This is a genomic window from Phytohabitans rumicis, from assembly GCF_011764445.1.
Taxonomy (GTDB): Bacteria; Actinomycetota; Actinomycetes; order Mycobacteriales; family Micromonosporaceae; genus Phytohabitans; species Phytohabitans rumicis.
Genome location: NZ_BLPG01000001.1, coordinates 8,190,607 through 8,213,830 on the forward strand (window position 1 = coordinate 8,190,607; position 23,224 = coordinate 8,213,830).

Consider the following 23,224-nt stretch of genomic DNA (forward strand, 5'->3'; position numbering starts at 1 on the left):
CTTCCCACCCCCAAGTGATTGCGTTCTGCAACTACTATAGTGAGGGCGAAATACCTGTCAAGGAGGAAGCGTGGAACCACGGTCCGGGTGTCCGATCAACGCCGCCGTCGAGGTGCTCGGAGATCGCTGGTCGCTCCTCGTGCTTCGCGATGTCATCTTCGGCGACCGCCGCTACTTCCGGGCGCTGCTCACCGGGTCGATCGAGGGCATCGCTTCGAACATCCTCGCCGACCGCCTCGTGCGCCTCGTCGACGCCGGAATCCTCACCCGCGGCGCCGCCGCCCGGGGCAGCGCGCTCGCTACAGCCTCACCGAAGCTGGCATCCAGACTCTTCCGATCATCTACGCGCTCGGCAACTGGGGCCTCGACTGGCGCCCCGGCAGCGCCGAGCTCCGGAGCCGGCAGCAGCTCATGCGCGATGAAGGTCCGGCGTTCATCGAGGAACTCATGGACGAACTCCGCGTCCGCCACCTAGCCGCCCCGCCGAAGCCGCACGACGGTCCACCCCCGTTCGAGCGCCTCGCCGCCACCCACACCAGCTAGCCCCCCCGCCCCGCCCTCGCGCCGTGCCCGCCCCGCCCTGGCGCTGTCCGCGTCCCCGGTCTCGCGCCGTGCCCGCCTCCCGCCCTGGCGCCGTGCCCGCGCCCGGCCTGGCGCTGTCCGCGTCCCCGGTCTCGCGCCGGGCGCGCGCCCGGCCTGGCGCGTCGATCAAGGGCATATGGTCGTGCATTGATCTCCAAACCACGACCATATGCCCTTGATCGACGCAGAATTCCTTGATCGGCGGGCCGGGACGGTCCCAGGTCCCCAGGCGTCCCGATCCCCGTCGGCGGGTCGAGAGGGCGCCGCCCGCCGCCCGTCGATCAAGGATTTGTACGCCGATCAAGGGCAGATGGTCGTGGATCCGAGATCAAACCACGACCATCTGCCCTTGATCGGCGAGGATGCCCTTGATCGGCGAGCATCGCGCTGAGTACGCCCTTGATCGGCGAGCATCGCGCTGAGCGCGCCCTTGATCGGCGAGGATGCCCTTGATCGGCGGGCATCGCGGCGAGCACGGCCTTGATCGGCGGGCATCGCGGCGAGGGTGCCCTTGATCGGCGGGCAGCGGCGAGTAGCGGCAGGGATGCCCTTGCGGGGTTACGGAGCGATTGTCACGCGGAAGGTTGCGGTGTTGTCGGCCGGGGTGCGCTCGGTCACCTCGTCGTAGCGCCAGTACGTCGTCAGGGTGGCGGTGGCTTCGACGGTGCCCGGCACCGCGTCCGGCGGGGCCTCGAAGAGCAGGTCGAAGGAGCGCTCCTCGCCCTCCATGAAGAGGTCACCGGGGGCGTCGCACGTGTAGTAGCAGGGCACCTCGGACGGTTCGGTGCCGACGAGTGTCGCCCGGTCGTCGGTCACGGTCACGCCGACCCGCAGGCCCCAGTGCGCGGCGTCGGTGCCGTGCCGGACCGTCACCGGCAGCGTCCCGGTGTACCAGCCGTTGGGCTGGCGGGTCAGCCGTACCTCGCCGGCCACGGTCAGCCGGGCGTCGGCGTGCTGGTCCTGCTGGTAGGTCCGTGCCGGGTGGAGCGCCCCGCGGGTGGACCGGAAGAGCGTGGTGAACCCCCTGTACGTGCTGCGCGGCGCGTCGAGGGACGTGCTGTCCGAGATGGCGATCCGGCCGCCGTCCGCCCGCATCGGGTACGGCTTGGTCGCCGTGAGGGCGCGGAACGTGAAGTGGACGGTGAGGTCGCCGCCGGGCGCGATCCGGTCGAGGAAGCACTCGTACGTGCTGCGGTCGCCGGTGTCACCGACCACGGTCTGGCAGAACTGCTGCGGCGTGGTCTGCTTGAACGATCCGGCCACCGGCTCGCGGAAGAGCAGCCGGAAGTAGCTGGCCTCGGTCCCACCATTGTGGATGGTGACGGGCAGCGTGCCCTCGTATCCGCGCGCGGTGGGCGCCAGGATCAGCCGCTCGAACGTGGCCGACGCGTTCCCATGCCGCACGCGATCGGCGGTGCCGGACGACGTCGCCGCCGCCGCGGGCGCCACGCCCAGCCCCAGTGCGACCGTGCCGGCGAGCGCGGCCACCAGCCAGCGCAGGTTTCTGTACATGCCTTTGGTTCCCCTCGTGTTGGTGCGGCTCCCCGTGAACCGCGCAGACAACACGCCCGGACTCGCCGGTTGGGTGCGGGGGATCCTTGTCGTGAACCCGTCAGCCGACGCGGTGCCGCACCCAGACGTTCGGCTCCACGTAGACGGCGTGGTCGTGGGTGACGTCGCAGTGGACCGGGACCAGCGCCTCGGGGACCAGTACCGGGCCGGTCGCGGCGAACGGCAGCCCGGTCCATTCGCGCCAGGCGGCCAGTGGGGCGGCCAGCGTCATCGAGCACGGGGCGAGGCCCACGATCTCGCCGCCGGCGCGTACGTGGGTGCGCAGCCACGGGTCGACCGGCAGCCCGTCCGGGCGTACCCGGGCGGCGTACTCCGCGAGCGAGGCGTGCGGGTCCTCGTGTTTGAGTGTCGGCCGGACCGGTACGACGAGGTCGGCGTACCCGTGGCGGGCGGCGTTGACGCGCAACGACTCCAGCATGATCCGGGAGACGCCCCGGCCTTGCCACGCCACCTGGACGGTGACCTCGATGGCCGCGACGACGCGGCCGGGGCGGCCGATCAGGCGATCCTCGGTCGCCCGCAGGATCACCGCGTCGTGGCCCTCCGGTGGAAGTTCGGCGGCGGCCCAGCTGACCGGAACGCTGTACGCCACCGCTACCGGCATATCGGGCAGATCACGATCTACCGCGACGAGACAGAAGTCGGCAAAATCCGCCGTCGCTGAGTGGTAGAACAGGGCCGACAGCAGGTGGTGGTGCAGAAACGTCGGCCACGTGTCCGGGAAATCGGCCAGCCGGGGCGCCAAATCGGGACGCTCGGCGATCGTGGTGACTAGAAGGTCCACAAGGTTCTCGTACCACTACCGGACGATCATTTGCGGGCTAACCTACGGGTACCCCCGGAACACTGCCGGGAGGAGGGTCGTGACGAGCCGTCGGATGATCGCGGTTTTTGCACTGTTGATGGCGGTTCTAACCGCGGTGTACTACGCGTTCCCTTCCTGGCACATCGTGACCTGGACGGCCATCGGCGCGGCCAGTGCGGCCACCGTCGCGATCGGCACCACCCGAAACCGCCCGCGCCGCCGGTTGCCCTGGCTGCTGCTGGCCGGGGCGGTCCTCGCGTTCGCGCTGGGCGACACCACGTACCTGGTGCTCACCGACGTGCTGGGGCAGGACGCGCCGTTCCCGTCGCTGGCCGACGTCGTCTACCTGGCGCTGTTCTTTCCGCTCGCCGCCGCCGGGCTGATCGGCCTGGCGCGGTCCGGCGCCGCCGCCCGGGACCGGGAAAGCCTGCTCGACGCGCTCGCCCTGACGGTGGGATTCGGCCTGTTGACCTGGATGTTCCTGGTCGACCCGTACGTGCACGCCGACGACCTCACTCCGGTGGAGAAGGGCATCTCCATCGCGTACCCGCTGTACGACGTACTCGTGTTGGCGATTGTGGCAAGGCTGGTGATCGCGCTGCGCCGCAGCCCGGCGGTGCTGTTGCTGACGATCGGCTGGTTCGGCCTGCTCGTGGCCGACGTGCTGTACGGCTTCTCCCGGCTCGGCCTCGGCGCGCAATGGCTGATGGGCGGGCCGATCGACCTCGGGTGGATCGTCTTCTACGCGGCGATGGGCCTGGTCGCGCTGCACCCGTCGATGGTCGCGATCACCGACCCGCGGGCGCCCGCGCGCCCGGGGTTCAACGTCCGGCGGGTCGCCCTGCTCACCCTGTCCGCGCTGGTCCCGCCGATCGTTCTGATCATCGAGCCGACGCGCACCGGGGCGCTCGTCGCCGCGGTGATGTTCCTGCTCGTGCTCGCCCGGCTCTACGGCGCCGTGAACGTCTACCGCGCCGCCGTGTCGCGCGAGCGCGGGCTGCGCGAGGCCGGCGCGGCGCTGGTGTCCGCCAGCGAGGTCGACGACGTGACCTCCGCGGTGCGCGCGGCCGTCGCGCGCCTCCTGCCACCGGGTACGGAGCACCGCGTGGTCCTGGCCCTCGACAGTCCCAGCGATGCGCCGCCGGATCCGGACGTGCCACGGACCAGGTTCGTCTACACGTCGATGCTCGAACCGGAGGTGGCGGCGCAGCTCGGCGGCATCGAGGTCGTCGCGAAGTGCCGGCTCGTCGTGGCCAACCGGGCGTCCGGCGACCCGCACATCGGCACGCTCTACATCGCCGCCGAGGAGGCGGCCCTGGCCACGCTCCAGGAGGCGATGGTGGTGCTGGCGTCGCAGGCGGCGCTGGCGCTGGAGCGGATCGCGCTCACCTGGGAGGTCACCCAGCGGCGCAGCGAGGAGTACTTCCGCACGCTGGTGCACAACAGCACGGACGTCATCCTGATCGTCGACGCGAACGACCGGATCCAGTACGCGAGCCCGTCGGCGGTGCCGATGTTCGGCGCGGACGGCCTGGTCGGCGTCCCGGTGTACGACATCATCGACCCGCGGCACCGGCGGGTCGCGCGGCGGGTGCTCGACGTGATCCGCACCGGCGACCGCCGCACCACCCAGGACGACTGGGTCGTGGTGAACGGCGACGGCGTCCAGGTCGACGTCGAGGCGTCCTGCCGCGACCTGCGCGCCGATCCGACCGTGGCCGGCCTGGTGATCACGCTGCGGAACGTCACCGAGCGGCGCCGCCTGGAGCGTGAGCTGACGCACCGGGCGTTCCACGACTCGCTGACCGGGCTGGCCAACCGGGTGCTCTTCCAGGACCGCGTCCAGCAGGCGCTGGCCCGTGGCGCGCGCAACGGCACCATGGTCGGCGTCCTCTTCATCGACCTGGATGACTTCAAGGTCGTCAACGACACGATGGGCCACGCGGCGGGCGACGAACTGCTGATCGCGGTCTCCAAGCGGCTGGCCGGTGCGCTGCGCGCCGGGGACACCGCGGCCCGGTTGGGCGGAGACGAGTTCGCCGCGCTGGTCGAGGACGCGCACGACCCCCGCGAGGTGGAGCTGGTGGCGGCGCGGGTGGTGGCCGCGTTCGCGGAGCCGCACGTCGTCGGCGCCAGCATCGTGAACGGCGCGGCCAGCGTCGGCGTCGCCACCACCGCCGACGCGCACGACGGGGAAGACCTGCTGCGCCAGGCCGACCTCGCCCTCTACGTCGCGAAGGGCGAGGGCAAGGGCCAGTGGCGGCGCTACCAGGCCGCGCTGCACAACACCTTCCTGGAACGGCTTGAGCTGCGCGCCGAGCTGGACAAGGCGGTGGCGCGCGAGTCGTTCGTGGTGCACTACCAACCGATCGTGGCGCTCGACACGGGCCGCGCGGCCGGCCTGGAGGCGCTGGTCCGCTGGAACCACCCGGAGCGGGGCGTCCTCACCCCGGACCACTTCATCGCCGTGGCGGAGGAGAGCGGCCTGATCGTACCCATTGGAAACTGGGTCCTCGCGCAGGCGCTGCGCGACGCCGCGGCCTGGTGGCGGACGCTGCCCGCGGACGCCGCGCCGTATGTCAGCGTCAACGTGTCCGCGCGGCAGTTCCGCGACGCGGGCTTCGTGGCGTCCGTGCGGCGCCACCTCACCGCCGCCGGCCTGCCGCCGGACCGGTTGGTCCTGGAGATCACCGAAAGCCTGCTGTTGCGCGACGACGAACAGGTCCGGCAGGACCTGGCGACGCTCCGCGACATCGGGGTACGCGTCGCGATCGACGACTTCGGTACCGGCTACTCCTCGCTCAGCTATCTGCGGCAGGTGCCGGCCGACATCCTCAAGATCGAAAAGTCGTTCATCGACTCGATCGCCGCCCACCATCAGCAGCGTGCCCTGGTCGAGGGCATCATGCGACTGGCGAGCACGCTCGACCTGACCGTCATCGCCGAGGGCATCGAGCACACCGCCGACCGCGACGCGCTCGCCGAGGTGAGCTGCCCGTACGGCCAGGGCTACCTCTTCTGCCGGCCGCTGGCCCTGCCGCAGGTCATGGACTGGCTGGTCGGCGCCCGTCAGGTCGCGGCATGAGCGCGCAGCGCGAATGTTCCGCGGTTTTTGGCGGAGGGTGGCATGAGCGCGCAGCGCGAATGTTCCGCGGTTTTTGGCGGGAGGGCGGCATGAGCAGCTCCACGGTCGCGGCGCGGATCGGCCAGGACGGCCGCTGGGCCGAGCTGGAACGGCTGCGCGCGGGCAGCCCGATGTTCGACGCGGTCATCGACGAGGTGGACGGCCGGCGGATCCGCGTCGGCGACGACTGGCTCGTCGACTTCGCGTCGTGCAACTACCTGGGCTTCGACCTCGACCCCGAGATCGCGGCGGCGATCGGCGGCGCGGTGGCCCGCTGGGGCACCCACCCGAGCTGGTCCCGGCTGCTCGGCAGCCCGCGGCTCTACCCCGAGATCGAGGAACGGCTGACCGAGCTGCTCGGCTCGCCGGACACCCTGGTGCTGCCCACCGTCACACTGATCCACATGGCGGTCGTGCCGCTGCTCGCCGGCACCGGCACCGTGCTGCTGGAACACACCGCGCACCGCACGATCTACGACGCCTGCCGGTACGCGCGCGGCCTGGGCGCGACCGTCCACCGTTTCCGCAGCGGGCGGCTGGACCAGCTCGAGGACCTGCTGCGCAAGGCGGCTGGCGCGGGACCGCGGCTGGTCTGCCTGGACGGTGTCAACAGCATGACCGGCAACCCACCCGACCTGCCCGCGCACGTCCGGCTCTGCGAGGAGTACGGCGCGCTGCTGTACGTCGACGACGCGCACGGGTTCGGCGTACTCGGCGAGCGCCGCCCCGACGAGGCCACCCCGTACGGCGCGCGGGGCAACGCGGTGGTCCGCCACTTCGACGCCGGCTACGAGCACGTGGTCCTCGTCGGCGGGCTGTCCAAGGCGTACTCGTCGCTGCTCGCGTTCATCGCGCTGCCCACCGCGGCGAAGAACGGCCTGAAGGTGGCCGCCCCGCCGTACCTCTACAGTGGACCGTCACCGACCGCCTCGCTGGCCACCGTGCTCGCCGGCCTGGCCGTCAACGAGGCCCGCGGCGACGCCCTCCGCGCCCGCCTGTACGACCTGACCGGCCGGGTGCTCGACCGGGTGCACGAGCTGGGACTGTCCACACCGAACACCACCGGCACCCCGATCGTGGAGCTGCCGATCGCGGCCGGCGAGGACCTGTTGGGCGTGGCCGACGCCCTGTGGCACCGGGGCATCTACGTGACGCTCGCGCCGTACCCGCTGGTGCCCCGGGCCGACGTCGGCGTACGCGTACAGCTGACGGCCGCGCACACCGACGCGGACGTGGCGGCGCTGACGGACGCGCTGACCGAGCTGGCGGAGCAGGGGCTCTTCCGCGCGGCGACGCAACGCCCCGCCCCCGCCAGGCATTCGCCCGCGACAGCTAACCCGCCCTGGTGCCCGTGCCCGTGCCCGTGCGCGCCGTGCCCGTGCGCGCCGTGCCCGTGCGCGCCGTGCCCGTGCCCGTGCGCGCTGCGCCCGTCGCGTGCGCGGCGCGTCGATCAAGGATTTCCGCGTCGATCAAGGGCAAACGGTCGTGGATCGGAGATCAAAGCACGACCCTTTGCCCTTGATCGGCGGCAAAGCCCTTGATCGACGCGCCGCGCACGGGCCGCGCGGCGCGCGGGCCCGAGGGCGGGTTATGGGGTGGGGGTGTTTTGGGGGACGGCGCGTTCGCGGAGGTCGCTGACGGTTTGCCAGGTTGCCACGGCGTCCTCGAAGTGGCCGCGCGCCACCTGGGCGTCGCCCAGCGCCGCCAGCGTTCGCGCGCGGTGCAGCGGCATCGACAGGCAGCGCCACACGTCGGCCGCGTCGGCGAGCATCTGGACGGCGGCGGCGACGCGGCCCTCGGCGAGCGCCAACTCGCCGAGGCCGTGCAGCGCGGCCGCGTGGCCGGAGCGCCGGGGCAGCCCGACGGCGTCGAAGCCCCGGATCGCCTGGGTGTACGCCTGGCGGGCGGCGTCGGCGCGGCCGGTGGACTGGGCGAGCTGGCCCTGGCCGACCAGGACGAAGCACTCCAGCGTCCGGTCGCCCATGTCCCGTGCGATCTGCGCGCTTTCGCCGAGGCGGGCGGCGGCGTCCTCGAACCGCCCGCGCTCCCGGTCGACGGCGCCGAGCCGGCGTAGCACCCCCGCGGTGCGGCGCCGGTCGCCCAGCCCGCGCCACAGGTCCAGGGCGTGCTCGTACTCCTGGGCCGCGGTCGGCCGGTCGTCCTGGTCGAGCAGCAGGTCGCCGGTGCCTTGGAGGGCGGCGGCGGTGGCGCCCGGGTCGCCCGCGGCCTCGGCCAGCTCCAGCGCGCGTCGCAGCGGCGGCAGCGCGCGGTCGTGGTGCCCGGTCAGCCGGTACGCGCCGCCGGCGTGCGCGAGCGCCTCGGCCGCGCGGGCGGCGTCGCCGGTGGCCTGGAAGAGCCGGGCCGCCCGGTCGGCGTACGTCAGGCGGGCGCCCACGTCGTCGAGGGCGGCGGAGAGCCGGGCCAGCCCGAGCAGCATCACCGCCTCGCCGAACTCATCGCCGCCGGCCCGCACCGCGGTCAGCGCCCGCTGGTGGGTGCCGTGCCACTCCTCGTACCGGCCGCTGAGCTCGAAGTAGTTGGCGGCCGCGTGGGCGATCTCCCAGGCCGCGTGGGGCCGGTCGTCCGCGGCCGCCTGCTGGACGAGGGCCCGCAACGTGGTGCTCTCCGTGGCGAACCAGGCCAGCGGCACCGCGGCGACCGCCGCGGCGAGCCGGGCGCCGAGCCGCCAGCGCGGAGTGTCGCCGGCCGCCAGCCGGGGCCGCCGGTCGATGAGGGCCTCCCGGTCGGGCAGCCGGCGGTCGGCCTCGCCGGCCAGCCACAGCCAGGCGCCGAGGGCGCGGTCGACCGCCGCCGCGCGGTCGACCTGCGGGTCGTCGGCCAGCGCCATCTCCCGGGCGAGCCGGCGGACGAGCGGGTGGAAGCGGTAGCGCGGCCCGCCGTGGCCGTCGGCGGTGGCGACCTCGAGGAGGTTGGCCTCGACCAGTTCCGCGGTCACGTCCTCGCCGCGGTCCTCGCAGACGCCGAGCACGGCCGCGGACGCCCAGGCGGGCACGGCGTCCACGTCGAGGAGGGCGAGCCGGCGCAGCGCGGTCCGGGCGTTGCCGGTCAGCGAGCGGTAGCTGGTCTCCAGGCTCCCGCGTACGTCGATCTCGCCGACCCGCAGCTCGTCGAGGGCGCGGCGGTCGTCGCCCAGCCGGTCGGCCAGCCGGGCCAGCGGCCAGTGCGGGCGGCCGGCGAGCCGGGCCGCGGCGGCGCGCAGGGCGAGCGGCAGCCCGCCGCAGAGCTGGACGATCCGGTGCAGGGCGCAGCCCTGGCTGGCCACCCGCTCGGCCTGGACGGCGCCGCGCACCAGCCGCTCCGCGGCCGGGGCCGGGAGCGGCGCGAGCGGCACCGGGCGGACCCCGGCCAGCGTCGCCAGCCGGGCCCGGCTGGTGACCACGACCGCGCAGCCCGCGCCGCCCGGCAGCAACGCCCGCACCTGGCGGTCGTCGGTGGCGTTGTCCAACAGCACGAGTACGCGCCGGCGGGCGAGCTGGCTGCGGTAGAGCTGGACGCGGCCCGCCTCGTCGGCCGGGATCGCGTCGCGCGAGACGCCGAGCGCCGTGAGGAAGCCGGCGAGCACGTCGGCGGGTTCGGTCCGGTGCCCGGCCGACCCGCCCAGGTCGGCGTAGAGCTGGCCGTCGGGGAAGTCGCCGGTGCGGCCGTGCAGCGCGTGCACGGCGAGCGCGCTCTTGCCGACGCCGGGCATGCCGTGGACGACGGCCACGGCGGGCCGGCCGGCACCGTCGGGGCGTGCGCCGCCGAGCAGCCCGCGCAGCTGCTCGACCTCGGCCTCGCGGCCGGTGAAGTCGGCGATGTCGGCCGGCAGCATCGCCGGCCGCGGCCGGGTCCACTGGCCGGCGGTGATCGCGGCGGGGCGCGTGGTCGGCGCCGGGGGGACCTCGCCGACCAGCACCTCCATGTGCGCCTTGCTCAGCGCGGGACCGGGGTCGACGCCCAGTTCCTCGGCGAGGATGCGGCGGCCGGACTGGTAGACGGCGAGCGCGTCGGCCTGCCGGTCGGAGCGGAACAGGGCGATCATGAGCTGGGCGCGCAGCCGCTCGGCGAGCGGGTACGCGGCCACCAGCCCGGTCAGCTCGGCCACCAGTTGGGCGTGCCGGCGCAGCGCGAGGTCCGCCTCGATGCGGCTCTCCAGGGCCGCCATCCGGGCCTCTTCGAGGCGGGGCAGCTCGACGTCGGCGAGGAACTCGGTCACGTCGGTCAACGCCGGGCCGCGCCATAGCGTCAGCCCGGCCCGGAAGTGGCGCGCCGCGTCCTCGTACCGGCGCTCGCGCAGCGCGGCCCGGCCGAGCTGGGAGAGGCGCTCGAAGTCGGCGAAGTCGAAGCGGGCCGTGCCGATGCGCATCAGGTAGCCGGGCCGCTGGCGGACGATGGTCGCGTCCTCCTGCAGCAGCTTGCGCAGCCGCGAGATGTACGTGTAGATCTGCGCGTTCATCGTGGCGGGCGGGTCGGCGCCCCACAGCAGCGCGCTGAGCTGGTGGTCGGCGATCATCCGCTCGCGGGCCAGCAGCAGTGCCGCCAGCACCGTGCGCTGCTTCGACCCGTCCAGCGAGTTTCTGTTGTCGTCGGTCCATATCTCGACCGGCCCGAGAATACGGAGCTCCATCTGGCCTCCCTCCACATTGGAGCATCGTTTCGCGCCGAGGGGAACTGATGCCGTGCTGGAGCGGGCGCTTCGACGCGCCTGGGCTCCGGGATGGCAGGTCAGCTTGAATATCCGATGACATCTGTCGAAACGACAAACCCGCATAGAATGACGACTCGCGATATCACGGAACTCCTGTGACCCCGGTATGTGCTGCACTCGCGAATGAATCTAGGTGTGCGCAGAGTGGGGTGTCAACGGATCCGCCAAAAGCTTGAGGTAACACGACCGACACGCAACGGTACTCTGAGTGCGGTGGCAATAGGGTTGTTTGACCGGCAAATCCGTCCATAGTTCTGCGGTACCATGTCCGAATTGACCGAATGGAGCGCCTCGTGGTGTGAGAAATACGGTCCGACAACCGACACGTTCGGTGAATGCGAATATCTGTCGGATTTGCGTACCCAACGGTAGTCAGCGCCATTTCAGCGAGGTCGCACACACGACGTATCACGGCTACCTGGGAGCGCACGAAAGCCGGCACGCGTGACAGCGTACCGGCATGCGGCGCGACGTATTAACCCGCCGTTTGCGGAAAGTGTTCGCCCGTGCTTTTATGGGATTCCCATAAAGGCGCACAAGAATGAGCGGTAAACGTTCTGTTACGGAGGCAATAAGGTGAGTGACCCGCTGTACCGGGTGTTCCGCCCCCTGGTGACTCCTTCCGTTCGGTTGGTCTGCTTTCCGCACGCGGGCGGCACGGCCACGTTCTTTCGGACCTGGGCCGACGGGCTACCCGGCGTCGAGGTGATGGCCCTGCGGTACGCCGGCCGCCAGGACCGCTTGGGTGACCCGTTCCCGGCTTCGCTGGCCGCGCTGGCCGATGAGGTGGCCGAGTCGCTGACCGCGCGGCTCGACGCGCCGCTCGCGTTCTTCGGCCACAGCATGGGCGCGCTGCTCGCCTTCGAGGTGGGCACCCGGCTGGAGACCCGGCACGGCACGTCGCCGGTGCGGCTCTTCGTCTCCGGGCGGCCGGCTCCGCACCGGGCCGAGCCGACCGAGCTGCACCTGGCCGACGAGGCCGGGCTGCTCGCCGAGGTCGCCCGGCTGGGCAACCCGGACCCGCTGGTCTTCGCCGACCCCGACCTGCGGGCGCTCGTGTTGCCGGCGCTGCGCGACGACTACCGGCTGCTGGAGACCCACCGCTTCGCGCACAGTCGGGTGCGGGCGACGGTCGTGGCGTACGGCGGCGACCGCGACCCGGCCTGCGGCGTGCGCGCCCTGCCGGCGTGGGCCGAGCTGACCACCGGCGGGTTCGCCCAGCGCGTCTTCCCCGGCGACCACTTCTACCTGGTGCCGTGCGAGCCCGCGCTCGTGGCCGACGTCGGCGAGCGCCTGCGCGCCGCGCTGAATGAACACGCCAGCAAGCCTGCCGCCCAGCGGGTCGAAAGTCAGTAACGCAGGTGCCCGACTCCGGGGTGGTGCTAGATGCAGTCCGATCCGGGTGCTTGTGTCCTGGTGTCGACCGTGCCGCAGTGAATAGCCTGCCGATGACCGGACAATCCGAAGGAGCAGGTTGGTGGCCGCTTATCGCGTCATTCCGCTCGACGAAGAGCTCGCCTGGAGGGTACGCGGAAGCCTGCGGGCACCGGGGTACCGCCACCCGGCCTACGTCGACCTCGCCGACGCGCCCGGCCCGTGCCGGGTGTGCCTGCGCCCGTTCCGGGTCGGCGCGGACCGGCGCATCCTGTTCACGTACGACCCGTTCCACCGGCACGAGTCCTTTCCGCTGCCCAGTCCGGTGCAGATTCACGAAAACGCGTGCACCGTCTACAGCGGACAGGTCATCCCCGCCGAGCTGGCCGGGCTGCCGATGACCCTCGACGGGTACGGCGCCGGCCGCGAGCTGATCGCCGAGGAGCGTCCGGCCACGTTCGGCGAGCTGGACGCGGCGATCACCCGCATCTTCCTGCGCCCGTCGGTGGCGTACATCCACGTGCGGGACACCGGCGACGGCTTCTTCGTCTGCGAGCTGGCCCGCGCCGGCGCGATGGACCTGGCGTCGTAGCGGACGACTCGCCTACCTATAGGAAAGGTATAGGGCCCGGCGGCAGCCTTTGGGTCATGTCCGACAACGATCGTCCGGTCGCGCTCGTCACGGGAGGCTCGCGCGGCATCGGCCGCGCCGTGGTGAGCCGCCTCGCACGGGACGGCTTCGACGTCAGCTTCTGCTACCACTCCAACGCGGAGGCGGCGGAGCTGCTCGCCAAGGAGTGCGCGGAGACCGGCGCGCGGGTGCTCGCCCGCCGGGCCGACGTGTCCGACCGGGCACAGGCCCACGCGTTCGTGGAGGACACCGAGCGGGAGCTCGGCCCGGTGCACGTGGTGGTCACGAGCGCCGGCATCGTCCGGGACCGCCCGCTGGCGTTGATGGCCGACGAGGACTGGGACGCGGTGCTGCGGGTCAACCTGGACGGCACCTACCACGTCTGCCGGGCGGTGGTCCGCCGGCTCATGCGCCGCAAGGCCGGCTCGGTCGTCACGATGTCGTCGGTCGCCGGCGTTTCCGGCAATGCCAACCAGACCAACTACGCGGCGTCCAAGGCCGGCATCATCGGTTTCACCCAGTCGCTGGCCCGCGAGGTCGGCCGGTACGGCATCCGCGCGAACGTGGTCGCACCCGGCCTGATCGAGACCGACATGACCACGGAGCTGCCCGAGAAGGTGGCCGCCGACCTGCTCGGCCGCACCCTGCTGGGCCGCTTCGGCACGGCCGACGAGGTCGCGGACATGGTCTCCTTCCTGGCCTCCCCGCGATCGTCCTATGTGACCGGACAGGTGTTCCGCGTGGACGGCGGCATCACCACCTGACCTTCTCTGGGGGAGTGACATGCACCAGACCTACGGCTCGGCGATCACCGGCATCGCCGCGTACCGGCCCACCAACCTCGTGTCCAATGAGGAGCTGGCGAAGCGGACCACCGTGACGCCGGAGTGGATCGAGTCACGCACCGGCATCAAGACCCGCTACCACGCCACCGACGAGGAGGACATGGTCACCATGTCCGCCGAGGCCGGCCAGAAGGCGATCGCGATGGCGAACGTCGACCCGGCCGAGATCGACCTCACCATCGTGGCGACCGCGACCCGGCGGCAGCGCATGCCCGGCATCGGCCCGCAGGTGGCCACCCGGATCGGCCTGCCCGCCTCCGGCGCGTACGACCTGAACGCGGTCTGCGCCGGCTTCACGTACTCGGTGTCGATGGCCTCGAACGCGGTGCGCGTCGGCGACGCGCGCAACGTGCTGGTGGTCGGCGTCGAGCGCACCAGCGACTGGATCAACCCGGAGGACCCGGACACGTTCGTCATCTTCGGCGACGGCGCGGGCGCCGTGGTGGTCTCGCGCTCCACCGAGGACGCCATCGGGCCGACGGTGTGGGGCAGCGACGGCGGGCGGCACAAGGTGCTCGGGCTGACCGAGCTGCCGGACGGGCGGGAGTTCGTCACCATGGACGGCCCGCTGGTCTACAAGTGGTCCACCGCCACCATGCCGGGCGTCGCCGAGCGCGCCTGCGCCGCGGCCGGCGTAACACTGTCCGATGTGGACTGGTTCGTGCCGCACCAGGCCAACCGCCGCATCATCGACACGCTCACCCGCACGCTGCGCTTCCCGAAGGACCGGGTCATGTGCGACGTCGTCGACACCGGCAACACGTCGGCCGCGTCGGTGCCGCTGGCCCTGTCCCGGCTGTACGAGACCGGCCGGACCAGCCCCGGCGACCGCGTGCTGCTGCTCGGCTTCGGTGCCGGTCTCACGTACGCCGGCCAGCTGATCCGCATGCCCTGACCCACCCACATTCGAGAGGAACCCAAGCCATGAGCCAGGAAGAGATCACCGCTGAGATCGTGCGCCTCATCCGGCAGGAGATGCCGGACGTGGAAGGCGAGATCACGCCCGACTCGCAGTTCGAGGAGCTGGGCATGGACTCGCTGACCCGGGTCGACCTGCTCGCCGCGGTGGAGCGGACGTTCGGTCTGGAGGTGCCCGACGACGCGGTGGCCACGCTGCTGCGGGTCAGCGACCTGACCGAGTTCCTCGCCACCAGCAAGGCAAGCGTCTAAGCCCATGACCGAGACCAGGCCGCTGTCGGTGGGGCAGGAGTCGCTGTGGCTCCTGCACAAGCTCGCCCCGGACAGCGCGGCGTACAACCTCGCGGGTGGCGCCCGGATGACGCCCGCACCGGACGTGCCCACGCTGGCGCGCGCGGTGCGGGCCCTGTCCGCGCGGCACGACGGGCTGCGGTCCACCTTTGCCGAGGTGGACGGCCACCCGCGCCGGGTCGTACGCGGGCCGGAACGCAACCACCTGGACGTGCGCGACGTGCCGGACGCCGACGACGAGCGGTTGTGGGAGCTGGTCCTGGAGGTGACCCGCGAGCCGTTCGCGCTCAGCGGGCCGGCGCCGGCCACCCCGCTGCGGGCGGTGCTGCTGCGCCGCCGCGAGGACGCCGTCTTCCTGATGGTCACCCACCACATCGTCACCGACGCCACGTCGCAGTGGGTGCTGTGGCGCGACCTGATCGCCGCGTACCGGGGGTTCGCGGAAGGGACCGAGCCGGACTGGCCGCCGCTGCGGGCCGGCTACGACGACCACGTGGCGCGCGAGGCACGCCTGCTGGACTCGCCCAGCGGCCATCGGATGGCCGAGCACTGGCGCACGGTCTGCGCCGGCGCCACGGCCGCCGAGCTGCCCACCGACCGGCCCCGGCCGCCGTTCCCGTCGTTCTCCGGGGCGAGCGTCGCCCGCCGCCTTCCCGACGAGCTCGCCGAGGGGGTACGCGCGACCGCCGCCCGGATCGGTGTCTCGCCGTTCGCCTTCCTGCTCGGCGCGTTCCAGGGGCTGCTCTACCGGCACACCGGGCAGAGCGACTTCACGGTCGGCTGCCCCGCCTCGACCCGCCGGGCCGCGGCCCGGGACGTCGTCGGCTACTACGTCAACCCGATCCTGCTGCGGTCCGGCTTCGCGCGGCACACCACGTTCGCCGACGCGGCCGTGGCCGCCAACCACCAGGTACGGCAAGGGATGGCGAGCGCCGCGTACCCGTACCCCTTGGTGGCGCGCGAGGCGGCGGCGCCGCTGTTTCGGATCGCGGCCACGATGGTGACCGCGGACCGGTTCGGGCCGGAGCTGGAGCGGGCCGTCGCCGGCGAGGTCATGCACGTCAGCGGCGTGAAGATGGCCTACCAACAGATCCCGCACATGGAAGGCCAGTGTGACCTCACGGTGGAGTTCACCCAGGACGCGTCGGCGCTCGTGGTGGTCTTCCGGTACGACACCGACCTGTTCGAGCCGTCCACGATGGATCGGCTCCTGGACCACTTCACCCGGCTGGTCGAGGCCGGCGTGGCCGACCCGCTCACGAAGGTCACGCGGGCACCGCTGGTGAGCGCGGTCGAACGCCAGCGCCTGCTGGCCATGGGCAGCTGAAGGGGGAGCGACCGTGGCGCCTGCGCCGCTCAAGGGCATTCTCGAGACGATCGGCAACACCCACCTCGTGGAGCTGGACGGGCTCTTTCCCGCGCTCAACGCCCGGGTCTTCGCCAAGCTCGAACGCTTCAACCCGGGCGGCAGCGTCAAGGACCGGTCGGCGCTGTCGATGCTGCTCGGCAAGATCCGTTCGGGCGAGCTGCGCCCCGGACGGTCCACAGTGGTCGAGTCCAGCTCCGGCAACCTCGCCATCGGCATCGCGCAGATCTGCCGGTACTTCGGGCTGCGGTTCGTCTGTGTGGTGGACGCCAAGACCACACAGCAGAACCTGGCGATCCTGCGCGCGTACCAGGCCACCGTGGAGGTGGTCACCGACCCGGACCCGAAGACCGGCGAGTACCTGCCGGTGCGGCTGCAGCGGGTGCGCGAGCTGGTGGACCGGCTGCCCGACGCCTACTGGCCCAACCAGTACGCCAACCTGCTCAACCCGCGGGCGCACGAGCGCACGATGCACGAGATCGCGCAGGCGCTGGACGGCCGGGTCGACTACCTCTTCTGCTCGGCGAGCACCGGCGGCACGCTGCGCGGCGCGGCCCAGTACGTCCGCGCGCACGGGATGAGCACCCGGATCGTCGGCGTGGACGCGGTGGGCAGCGTGCTCTTCGGTGGTCCGCCCGGGCGGCGGCTGATCCCCGGGCACGGCGCGGCGGTCCGGCCCGAGCTGCACGACCCGTCCGCCGCCGACGAGTTCGTCCACATCAGCGACCTGGAGTGCGTGGTGGCCTGCCGGACGCTGACGATCCGGGAGGCGATCCTGGCCGGCGGCTCGTCCGGCGCGACCGTCGCGGCGCTGGAGAAGCTCAGCGGGCGGATCCCGCGGGGGAGCAACTGCGTGCTCGTCTTCCCGACGGCGGCGACCGCTACCTCGACACCATCTACTCCGACGAGTGGGTGACGTCCCACTTCGGCGAGGTATCCCACCTGTGGAAGGAAGAGGTGACGGTCCAGTGCTGATCATTGGCCACGAGACGGTACGGGGCCTGCTCGCCGGGCGCGAGCGGGAGCTGATCGGCCTCGTCGCCGACGCGTACCGCCGGCACGACGAGGGCCTGTCGGCGCTGCCGCACTCGGTCTTCCTGCGCTTTCCCGACCAGCCGCGCAACCGCATCATCGGGCTGCCCGGCTTCCTCGGCGGCGCGGACCCGGTGGCCGGGCTCAAGTGGATCGCGTCCTACCCCGGCAACATCGACTCCGGCCGGGAGCGGGCCAGCGCGTCGATCATCCTCAACTCGCTGGAGACCGGGTACCCGCAGGCGTTCATCGAGGGCTCGCTGATCTCCGCGCAGCGCACCGCCGCCAGCGCCGCCCTCGGCGCCCGGCTGCTGTCCGGCGACCGCACGCCGACCGGGGTGGCGCTCATCGGCTGCGGTGTCATCAACCGCGAGATCCTGCGCTTCCTGATGGCCGACAACCCCAAACTCACGGCGGTAACCGTCTACGACTCGGACCCCGCCCGCGCCGAGGCGTTCGCCGCGATCTTGCAAGGAAGGGCACCTTCCTATGCAAAAAGCGATAACAAGGTGCCCTTCCTTGCAGACGTGGCGGTGGCTGGCGGGGTGGGGGAGGCCGTAGGGGCGCATGAGTTGGTGTCGATCGCGACCACCGCGGCCGCCCCGCACATGGACCTGGCGGCCAGCCGCCCCGGCGCGGTCGTGCTGCACGTCTCGCTGCGCGACCTCACCACCGCGACGATCCTGGCCAGCCACAACGTCGTCGACGACCCGGACCACGTGCTGCGCGAGCGCACCTCCCCGCACCTGGCGCAGGAGGAGACCGGGCGGCGGGACTTCATCGACGCGAGCATCGGCGCGCTCCTGCGCGGCACCGCCACGCTGCGCCCGGAGCCCGGCCGGCCGCTGGTGTACTCGCCGTTCGGCCTCGGCGTGCTTGACCTCGCGCTCGCCCGCTACGTCCACGACGAGGCCGCCCGCCGCGGGCTCGGCACCACAGTGGACGACTTCCTGCCGCCATCCGCGAACCCCGTCGAGGAGTCCCGATGACCGTCCCCCTCCACGAACTCGTCGCGCGCCAGGCCGCGCGCACTCCCGACGCGGTCGCCGTCGTCGACGGCCGGCAGGAGCTCACGTACGCCGAGCTCGACCGCCGCGCCAACCAGATGGCGCGGCTGTTACGGGCCCGCGGAGTCGGCCCGAGCGCCGGTAACTCAGAGTCGCTGGTCGCCGTGTGCCTGCCGCGTGGCGTCGAGCTGGCCGCGGTGCTGCTCGGCGTGTGGCGGGCCGGCGCGGCGTACGTGCCGCTGGACCCCGGCCACCCGCGCGACCGGATCGCCTGGGTGCTGGCCGACACCGGCGCGCGCGTGGTGGTCACCGACGAGTCGCTGTCCCACCTCGTGTCCGGCCTGGGCGTCGACACGATCGGCGTCGAGGACAAGGAGCGGGACGGCCTGCCGGACACCGCGCCGGGCGTCGAGGTTGTGCCGTCGAGCACCGCGTACGTCATCTACACGTCCGGCTCCACCGGGCGCCCCAAGGGCGTCGTCATCGACCACCGCGGCATCGCCAACCGGGTCATGTGGACGGTCGGCGAGCACAACCTGTCCACATCGGACCGGGTGCTGCAGAAGACGTCGCTGAGCTTCGACGCGGCCGGCTGGGAGGTCTTCGCGCCCCTGGTCAGCGGCGGCGTCGTGGTGATGGCGCCGGCCGGCGCCGAGCGCGAGCCGGCCACCCTGGTCCGCGCGGTCGCCGACGGCCGGATCACGGTGCTGCAGGGCGTCCCGTCGGTGCTGCGGCTGCTGGCCGACGAGGCGGGCTGGACCGAGTGCACCTCGCTGCGGCTGATCTTCTCGGCGGGCGAGGCGCTCAGCGCCGAGCTGGCCCGCCGGCTCGCCGAGCCCACCGGCGCCCAGGTGTGGAACACGTACGGCCCGACCGAGTGCTCGATCGACGTGACCGCGCAGGCGTACGACCCGGCGCAGGCGAGCGGGCCGGTGCCGATCGGGCGGCCGATCCAGAACATGCGCGTCTTCGTCCTCGACGACGAGGGCGACCCCGCGCCGATCGGGGTGGTCGGCGAGCTGTACGCGGCCGGCGCCGGCGTGGGCCGCGGCTACCTGGGCCGCCCGGACAGCACGGCCGAGCGGTTCGTGCCCGACCCGTTCGGCGCCCCGGGCACCCGCCTCTACCGCACCGGTGACCTGGCCCGCTGGCGGCCGGACGGCGCGCTGGAGTTCCTCGGCCGGGGCGACCAGCAGGTCAAGGTCAACGGCGTACGGATCGAGCCGGCCGAGGTGGAGGCCGCGTTGCAGGCCCACCCGGACGTGCGCGACGCGGTCGTGGTGGCCCGGGAGGGCGGCGCCGGCAAGCAGCTCGTCGCGTACCTCGTGGCCCGCCGCCAGGTGCCCGGTGACGAGCTGCGCACGTACCTGCGCGAGCGGCTGCCCGAGCCGCTCATCCCGGCCGTGTTCGTGCCGCTCGACGCGTTCCCGCTGACCACCAGCGGCAAGGTGGACCGGGGCGCGCTGCCCGACCCGGCCGCCGTCGCCGCCCAGCGCGGCGCCGGGTACGTCGCCCCGCGCACCCCGCAGGAGCGGCTGGTCGCCCAGGTGTGGGAGCAACTGCTCGGCGTGGAACGGGTCGGCGCGCACGACGACTTCTTCGCGCTCGGTGGGTCCTCGCTGGTGCTGACCCGGCTGGCGAGCGCGCTGCGCAAGGCGTCCGGCGGCGACGTGCAGCTGCGCGGGCTCTTCGGCGCCGCGACGGTGGAGTCCCAGGCCAAGCTCATCGCCGGCGGCCGGGACGAGGTGCCGCCGGTGACCGCGGTGCCGCGCGGCGAGCCGCTGCCGCTGTCGTTCGGCCAGCACCGGCTGTGGTTCCTGAACCAGATGCACCCGGGCAGCCCGGAGTGGGTGGCGCCGCTGTTCCTACGGCTGCCGGCGGGCACCACCGCGGCCGCCGTCCAGGGCGCGCTCGACGCGCTGGAGGCCCGGCACGAGGCGCTGCGCACCCGGTACGTCACGGTCGCCGACGAGCCCCGGCAACTCGTCGCCGCGCCGCAGCCGGTGGAGCTGCGCCTCGTCGACGCCGGCGCGGGGGATCTGGAGCTGCTCTTCGCGGAGCAGTTCGCGCGCGGCTTCGACCTCATCGACGGTCCACTGTGGCGCGCCCTGCTGGTGATCCCGGGGCCGGCGTCGTCTGGACTGAGGAGCGAAGCGACGAGGGAAGACGACGCCTCCCAGGCCCCGGGATCCGCGCGAGCGGAGCGAGCGCCGGCTAGCTCAGCACCGATCCTGCTGGTGACCGTGCACCACATCGCCACCGACGGCTGGTCCACCGTGGTCCTGGAGCGGGAGCTGCGCGAGCTGTGCGCCGCGGCCGCCGATGGACGCGAGCCGGCCCTCGCCCCGCTGCCGGTGCAGTACGCCGACTACGCCGCCTGGCAGCGCGCCCGACTCACCGACGAGGTGATCCGGCGGGAGCTGGACCACTGGCGCCCGGCGCTGGACGGGCTGCCCGCCCTGGAGCTGCCGACCGACCGGCCCCGGCCGCCGGAGCGCGACCCGCGCGGCGCCGGCGTACGGCTGAACCTGTCGCCCCGGCTGACCGACGCGCTCACCGCTCTCGGCCGGCGGCACGGCGCCACGCCGTTCGTCACCCTGCTGACCGCGTTCGCCGCGCTGCTGTCCCGGTACAGCGGCCAGGACGACCTCGGCGTCGGTACGCCGGTGGCCGGCCGCACCCGGCCCGAGGTGGAGGGCATGGTCGGCTTCTTCCTCAACTCGCTCGTGCTGCGCTGCGACCTCACCGGCGACCCCACGTTCACGGATGCGCTGGAGCGGGTGCGGGCCGCGAGCCGGATCGGCTTCGCGCACCAGGAGCTGCCGTTCGAGCGGCTCGTCGACGAGCTGCAGCCGGTCCGCGACCTGTCCCGCACACCGCTGTACCAGGTGGCGTTCGACCTGCAGGACGAGGGCTTCACGACGGTGGCGGCGGACGGCGCGCTGATGGACGCGTTCCAGCGCTCCTGGCGGGTGGCCAAGACCGACCTGACGCTGTTCATGTGGCGGCAGGAGGACGGCTCGCTGACCGGCGCGCTGGAGTACGCCACCGCCCTCTTCGACGAGGCCACCGTGCAGCGGATGGCCGACCACCTGGTCCGGCTGCTGGAGGCGGTCGTCGCCGACCCGGCCGTCCGGCTGTCCACGGTGGACTTCTCGTCGATCCACGAGCGGCGGGTCATGGCGCAGTGGAACGAGACCGCGGTCCCGCTGCCGGTCACGTCGGTGCCGGAGCTGGTGCGGGCGCAGGCCCAGGCCACCCCGGACGCGGTGGCCGTGGAGATCGGCGAGCTGCGGCTGACGTACCGGGAGTTGGAGGAGCGCGCCACCCGGCTCGCGCACCACCTGCGCGAGCGTGGCGTCGGCCCGGAGTCCACCGTGGGCGTGCTGCTCGACCGGGGCGTGGACCTGGTGGTGGCGCTGCTGGCGGTGTGGAAGGCGGGCGGCGCGTACGTGCCGCTGGACCCGGCGTTCCCGGCCGACCGGATCGGCCAGATGATGGCCGACTGCGGCGCCGGCCTGGTGCTCACCCGCTCCCGGTACGCCGACCGGTTCGCGGCGGTGGAGTGCGTGCTCGTGGACACCGAGCGCTTCGAGATCGCCGACCGGCCGCCGACCCCGCTGACCCGGCGCCCCGACCCGGACGGCGCCGCGTACGTCATCTTCACGTCCGGCTCGACGGGCCGGCCGAAGGGCGTCGTGGTGACCCACCGCGGGCTGGTCAACCACGTCCGCTGGGCCGCCGACACCCTCGCCTCCCGGGGTACGGGTGGGGCGCCGCTGTTCTCGTCGGTGGCGTTCGACCTGGTGGTGCCGAACCTGTGGGCGCCGCTGGTGTCGGGGCAGCGGCTGTGGCTGCTGCCGCCGGACGCCGAACTGTCCACTCTGGCCGCCGAGCTGGCGAAGGCCGCCCCGTTCAGCTTCATCAAGCTGACCCCCGGCCACCTGGAGATCCTCGACCCGTCCGCCGCGCACGCGCCGGTCATCGTGGTCGCCGGCGAGGCGCTGCCCGGCCCGATCGCGGAGAAGTGGCGGCAGGTCCTGGGCGACGGCAACCTCGTCAACGAGTACGGGCCGACCGAGGCGTCCGTGGGCACCTGCATTTTCCCCGTCTCCGGCCCACAGAAGCCGGGCGTGGTACCCATCGGCCGGCCGCTGCCCAACATGACGATGCGGGTCCTGGACGCCACCCTGCGGCCCGTTCCGGTGGGCGTGGTCGGCGAGCTGTACGTCGGCGGCACCGGCGTGGCCCGCGGGTACGTGAACCGGCCCGAGCTGACCGCGGAGAAGTTCCTGCCCGACCCGTGGTCGCCCGGCGCCCGGATGTACCGGACGGGCGACCTGGTGCGCTGGTCCGCCGAGGGGAACGTGGAGTTCCTGGGCCGGGTCGACGACCAGGTGAAGATCCGCGGGTACCGGGTGGAGCTGGGCGAGATCCGGGCCGTGTTGCTGGACCACCCGGACGTCAAGGACGCCGCGGTCATCGCCCACGAGCAGCGCCTCGTGGCGTACGTGGTCGGCTCCACGGACGTACAGGAGCACTGTGGACAGACGCTGCCGGAGTACATGGTCCCGGCCACCGTCATCGCGGTGGACCGGATCCCGCTCAACGACAACGGCAAGCTCGACCGGCGCGCCCTGCCCGACCCGGACCAGGCCGCCGCCGGCGAGGACGCGGTCGCCCCGCGCACCGTCGCCGAGGAGCGGATCGCGGACATCTGGGAGGAGTTGCTGGGCGTCCGCGCCGGCGTACACCAGAGCTTCTTCGCGCTCGGCGGGCACTCGATCCTCGCCGTGCGGCTGATCTCCCGGCTACAGGCCGAGTTCGAGGTCACGCTGCCGGTCCGCACGGTGTTCGAGCGGCCCACGATCGCGCAGCTCGGCGCGGAGGTCGAGGGGCGGATCCGGGCCGAGATCGCCGCGCTGTCCGACGCTGAACTGCTGGCCGACAAGGTGTGAAGGAGACAGTC

Annotated in this window: 14 protein-coding genes and 1 pseudogene; 12 read left to right on the top strand and 3 right to left on the bottom strand. The window is 72.8% G+C overall.

Annotated elements, in window-relative coordinates:
* The first annotated feature begins 70 nt into the window (after positions 1-70).
* The gene (locus Prum_RS37130) at positions 71-475 is read left to right on the top strand and encodes a winged helix-turn-helix transcriptional regulator (protein WP_218577550.1); all 405 of its coding nucleotides are present in this window, start codon (positions 71-73) and stop codon (positions 473-475) included.
* A gap of 665 nt (positions 476-1,140) precedes the next feature.
* Here the strand turns inward: Prum_RS37130 and Prum_RS37135 are convergent.
* Complete coding sequence (locus tag Prum_RS37135; RefSeq protein ID WP_173081233.1) at positions 1,141-2,094, bottom strand: hypothetical protein; 954 nt, start codon at positions 2,092-2,094, stop codon at positions 1,141-1,143.
* A 100-nt stretch (positions 2,095-2,194) separates the two neighbouring features.
* Positions 2,195-2,938 carry an N-acetyltransferase gene (locus Prum_RS37140; RefSeq protein ID WP_173081235.1) on the bottom strand — a complete coding sequence of 248 codons (744 nt, stop codon included), beginning with the start codon at positions 2,936-2,938 and terminating at the stop codon, positions 2,195-2,197.
* A 94-nt stretch (positions 2,939-3,032) separates the two neighbouring features.
* Between Prum_RS37140 and Prum_RS37145 the strand changes: the two genes are divergently transcribed.
* Positions 3,033-6,044 carry a putative bifunctional diguanylate cyclase/phosphodiesterase gene (locus tag Prum_RS37145; RefSeq protein WP_173081237.1) on the top strand — a complete coding sequence of 1,004 codons (3,012 nt, stop codon included), beginning with the start codon at positions 3,033-3,035 and terminating at the stop codon, positions 6,042-6,044.
* Positions 6,045-6,133: 89 nt separating this feature from the next.
* Positions 6,134-7,624 carry an aminotransferase class I/II-fold pyridoxal phosphate-dependent enzyme gene (locus Prum_RS37150; RefSeq protein WP_218577551.1) on the top strand — a complete coding sequence of 497 codons (1,491 nt, stop codon included), beginning with the start codon at positions 6,134-6,136 and terminating at the stop codon, positions 7,622-7,624.
* 47 nt (positions 7,625-7,671) lie between these two features.
* On the opposite strand, the gene Prum_RS37155 is transcribed toward Prum_RS37150, so the two are convergent.
* Complete coding sequence (locus Prum_RS37155; protein ID WP_173081239.1) at positions 7,672-10,710, bottom strand: AfsR/SARP family transcriptional regulator; 3,039 nt, start codon at positions 10,708-10,710, stop codon at positions 7,672-7,674.
* Positions 10,711-11,367: 657 nt separating this feature from the next.
* On the opposite strand from Prum_RS37155, the gene Prum_RS37160 reads away from it, so the two are divergent.
* The 9 genes and pseudogenes from Prum_RS37160 to Prum_RS37200 all read left to right on the top strand — a co-directional run bounded on the left by Prum_RS37160 (position 11,368) and on the right by Prum_RS37200 (position 23,213).
* Positions 11,368-12,147 (top strand): thioesterase II family protein, encoded by a 780-nt coding sequence (locus Prum_RS37160; RefSeq protein WP_246278346.1) that lies wholly within the window; start codon positions 11,368-11,370, stop codon positions 12,145-12,147.
* A 121-nt stretch (positions 12,148-12,268) separates the two neighbouring features.
* Entirely contained in the window at positions 12,269-12,757 is a 489-nt protein-coding gene (locus Prum_RS37165) for a DUF1203 domain-containing protein (RefSeq protein ID WP_173081241.1), read from the top strand.
* Between the two features lie 56 nt (positions 12,758-12,813).
* Complete coding sequence (gene fabG, locus Prum_RS37170) at positions 12,814-13,560, top strand: 3-oxoacyl-[acyl-carrier-protein] reductase (RefSeq protein ID WP_173081243.1); 747 nt, start codon at positions 12,814-12,816, stop codon at positions 13,558-13,560.
* A gap of 19 nt (positions 13,561-13,579) precedes the next feature.
* Positions 13,580-14,536: a beta-ketoacyl-ACP synthase III gene (locus Prum_RS37175; protein ID WP_173081245.1), complete on the top strand. Its 957-nt coding sequence runs from the start codon at positions 13,580-13,582 to the stop codon at positions 14,534-14,536.
* 29 nt (positions 14,537-14,565) lie between these two features.
* Complete coding sequence (locus Prum_RS37180; protein WP_173081247.1) at positions 14,566-14,811, top strand: acyl carrier protein; 246 nt, start codon at positions 14,566-14,568, stop codon at positions 14,809-14,811.
* 4 nt (positions 14,812-14,815) lie between these two features.
* Positions 14,816-16,177 (top strand): condensation domain-containing protein, encoded by a 1,362-nt coding sequence (locus Prum_RS37185; protein WP_173081254.1) that lies wholly within the window; start codon positions 14,816-14,818, stop codon positions 16,175-16,177.
* 37 nt (positions 16,178-16,214) lie between these two features.
* A pseudogene (sbnA, locus tag Prum_RS37190) lies at positions 16,215-17,191 on the top strand (2,3-diaminopropionate biosynthesis protein SbnA).
* Complete coding sequence (gene sbnB / locus Prum_RS37195) at positions 17,185-18,237, top strand: 2,3-diaminopropionate biosynthesis protein SbnB (protein WP_173081256.1); 1,053 nt, start codon at positions 17,185-17,187, stop codon at positions 18,235-18,237. The pseudogene sbnA and the gene sbnB overlap by 7 nt, the downstream one beginning before the upstream one ends.
* Positions 18,234-23,213 (top strand): non-ribosomal peptide synthetase, encoded by a 4,980-nt coding sequence (locus Prum_RS37200; protein WP_173081258.1) that lies wholly within the window; start codon positions 18,234-18,236, stop codon positions 23,211-23,213. Before sbnB ends, Prum_RS37200 begins: the two co-directional genes overlap by 4 nt.
* The last annotated feature ends 11 nt before the right edge of the window (positions 23,214-23,224 follow it).

Bases quoted from the DNA above. Each gene is read 5' to 3' on its own strand.
- Prum_RS37135 (WP_173081233.1), bottom strand. From the start codon at position 2,094: ATGTACAGAAACCTGCGCTGGCTGGTGGCCGCGCTCGCCGGCACGGTC.
- Prum_RS37145 (WP_173081237.1), top strand. From the start codon at position 3,033: ATGATCGCGGTTTTTGCACTGTTGATGGCGGTTCTAACCGCGGTGTAC.
- Prum_RS37150 (WP_218577551.1), top strand. From the start codon at position 6,134: ATGAGCAGCTCCACGGTCGCGGCGCGGATCGGCCAGGACGGCCGCTGG.
- Prum_RS37155 (WP_173081239.1), bottom strand. From the start codon at position 10,710: ATGGAGCTCCGTATTCTCGGGCCGGTCGAGATATGGACCGACGACAAC.
- fabG (WP_173081243.1), top strand. From the start codon at position 12,814: ATGTCCGACAACGATCGTCCGGTCGCGCTCGTCACGGGAGGCTCGCGC.
- Prum_RS37175 (WP_173081245.1), top strand. From the start codon at position 13,580: ATGCACCAGACCTACGGCTCGGCGATCACCGGCATCGCCGCGTACCGG.
- Prum_RS37180 (WP_173081247.1), top strand. From the start codon at position 14,566: ATGAGCCAGGAAGAGATCACCGCTGAGATCGTGCGCCTCATCCGGCAG.
- Prum_RS37185 (WP_173081254.1), top strand. From the start codon at position 14,816: ATGACCGAGACCAGGCCGCTGTCGGTGGGGCAGGAGTCGCTGTGGCTC.
- Prum_RS37200 (WP_173081258.1), top strand. From the start codon at position 18,234: ATGACCGTCCCCCTCCACGAACTCGTCGCGCGCCAGGCCGCGCGCACT.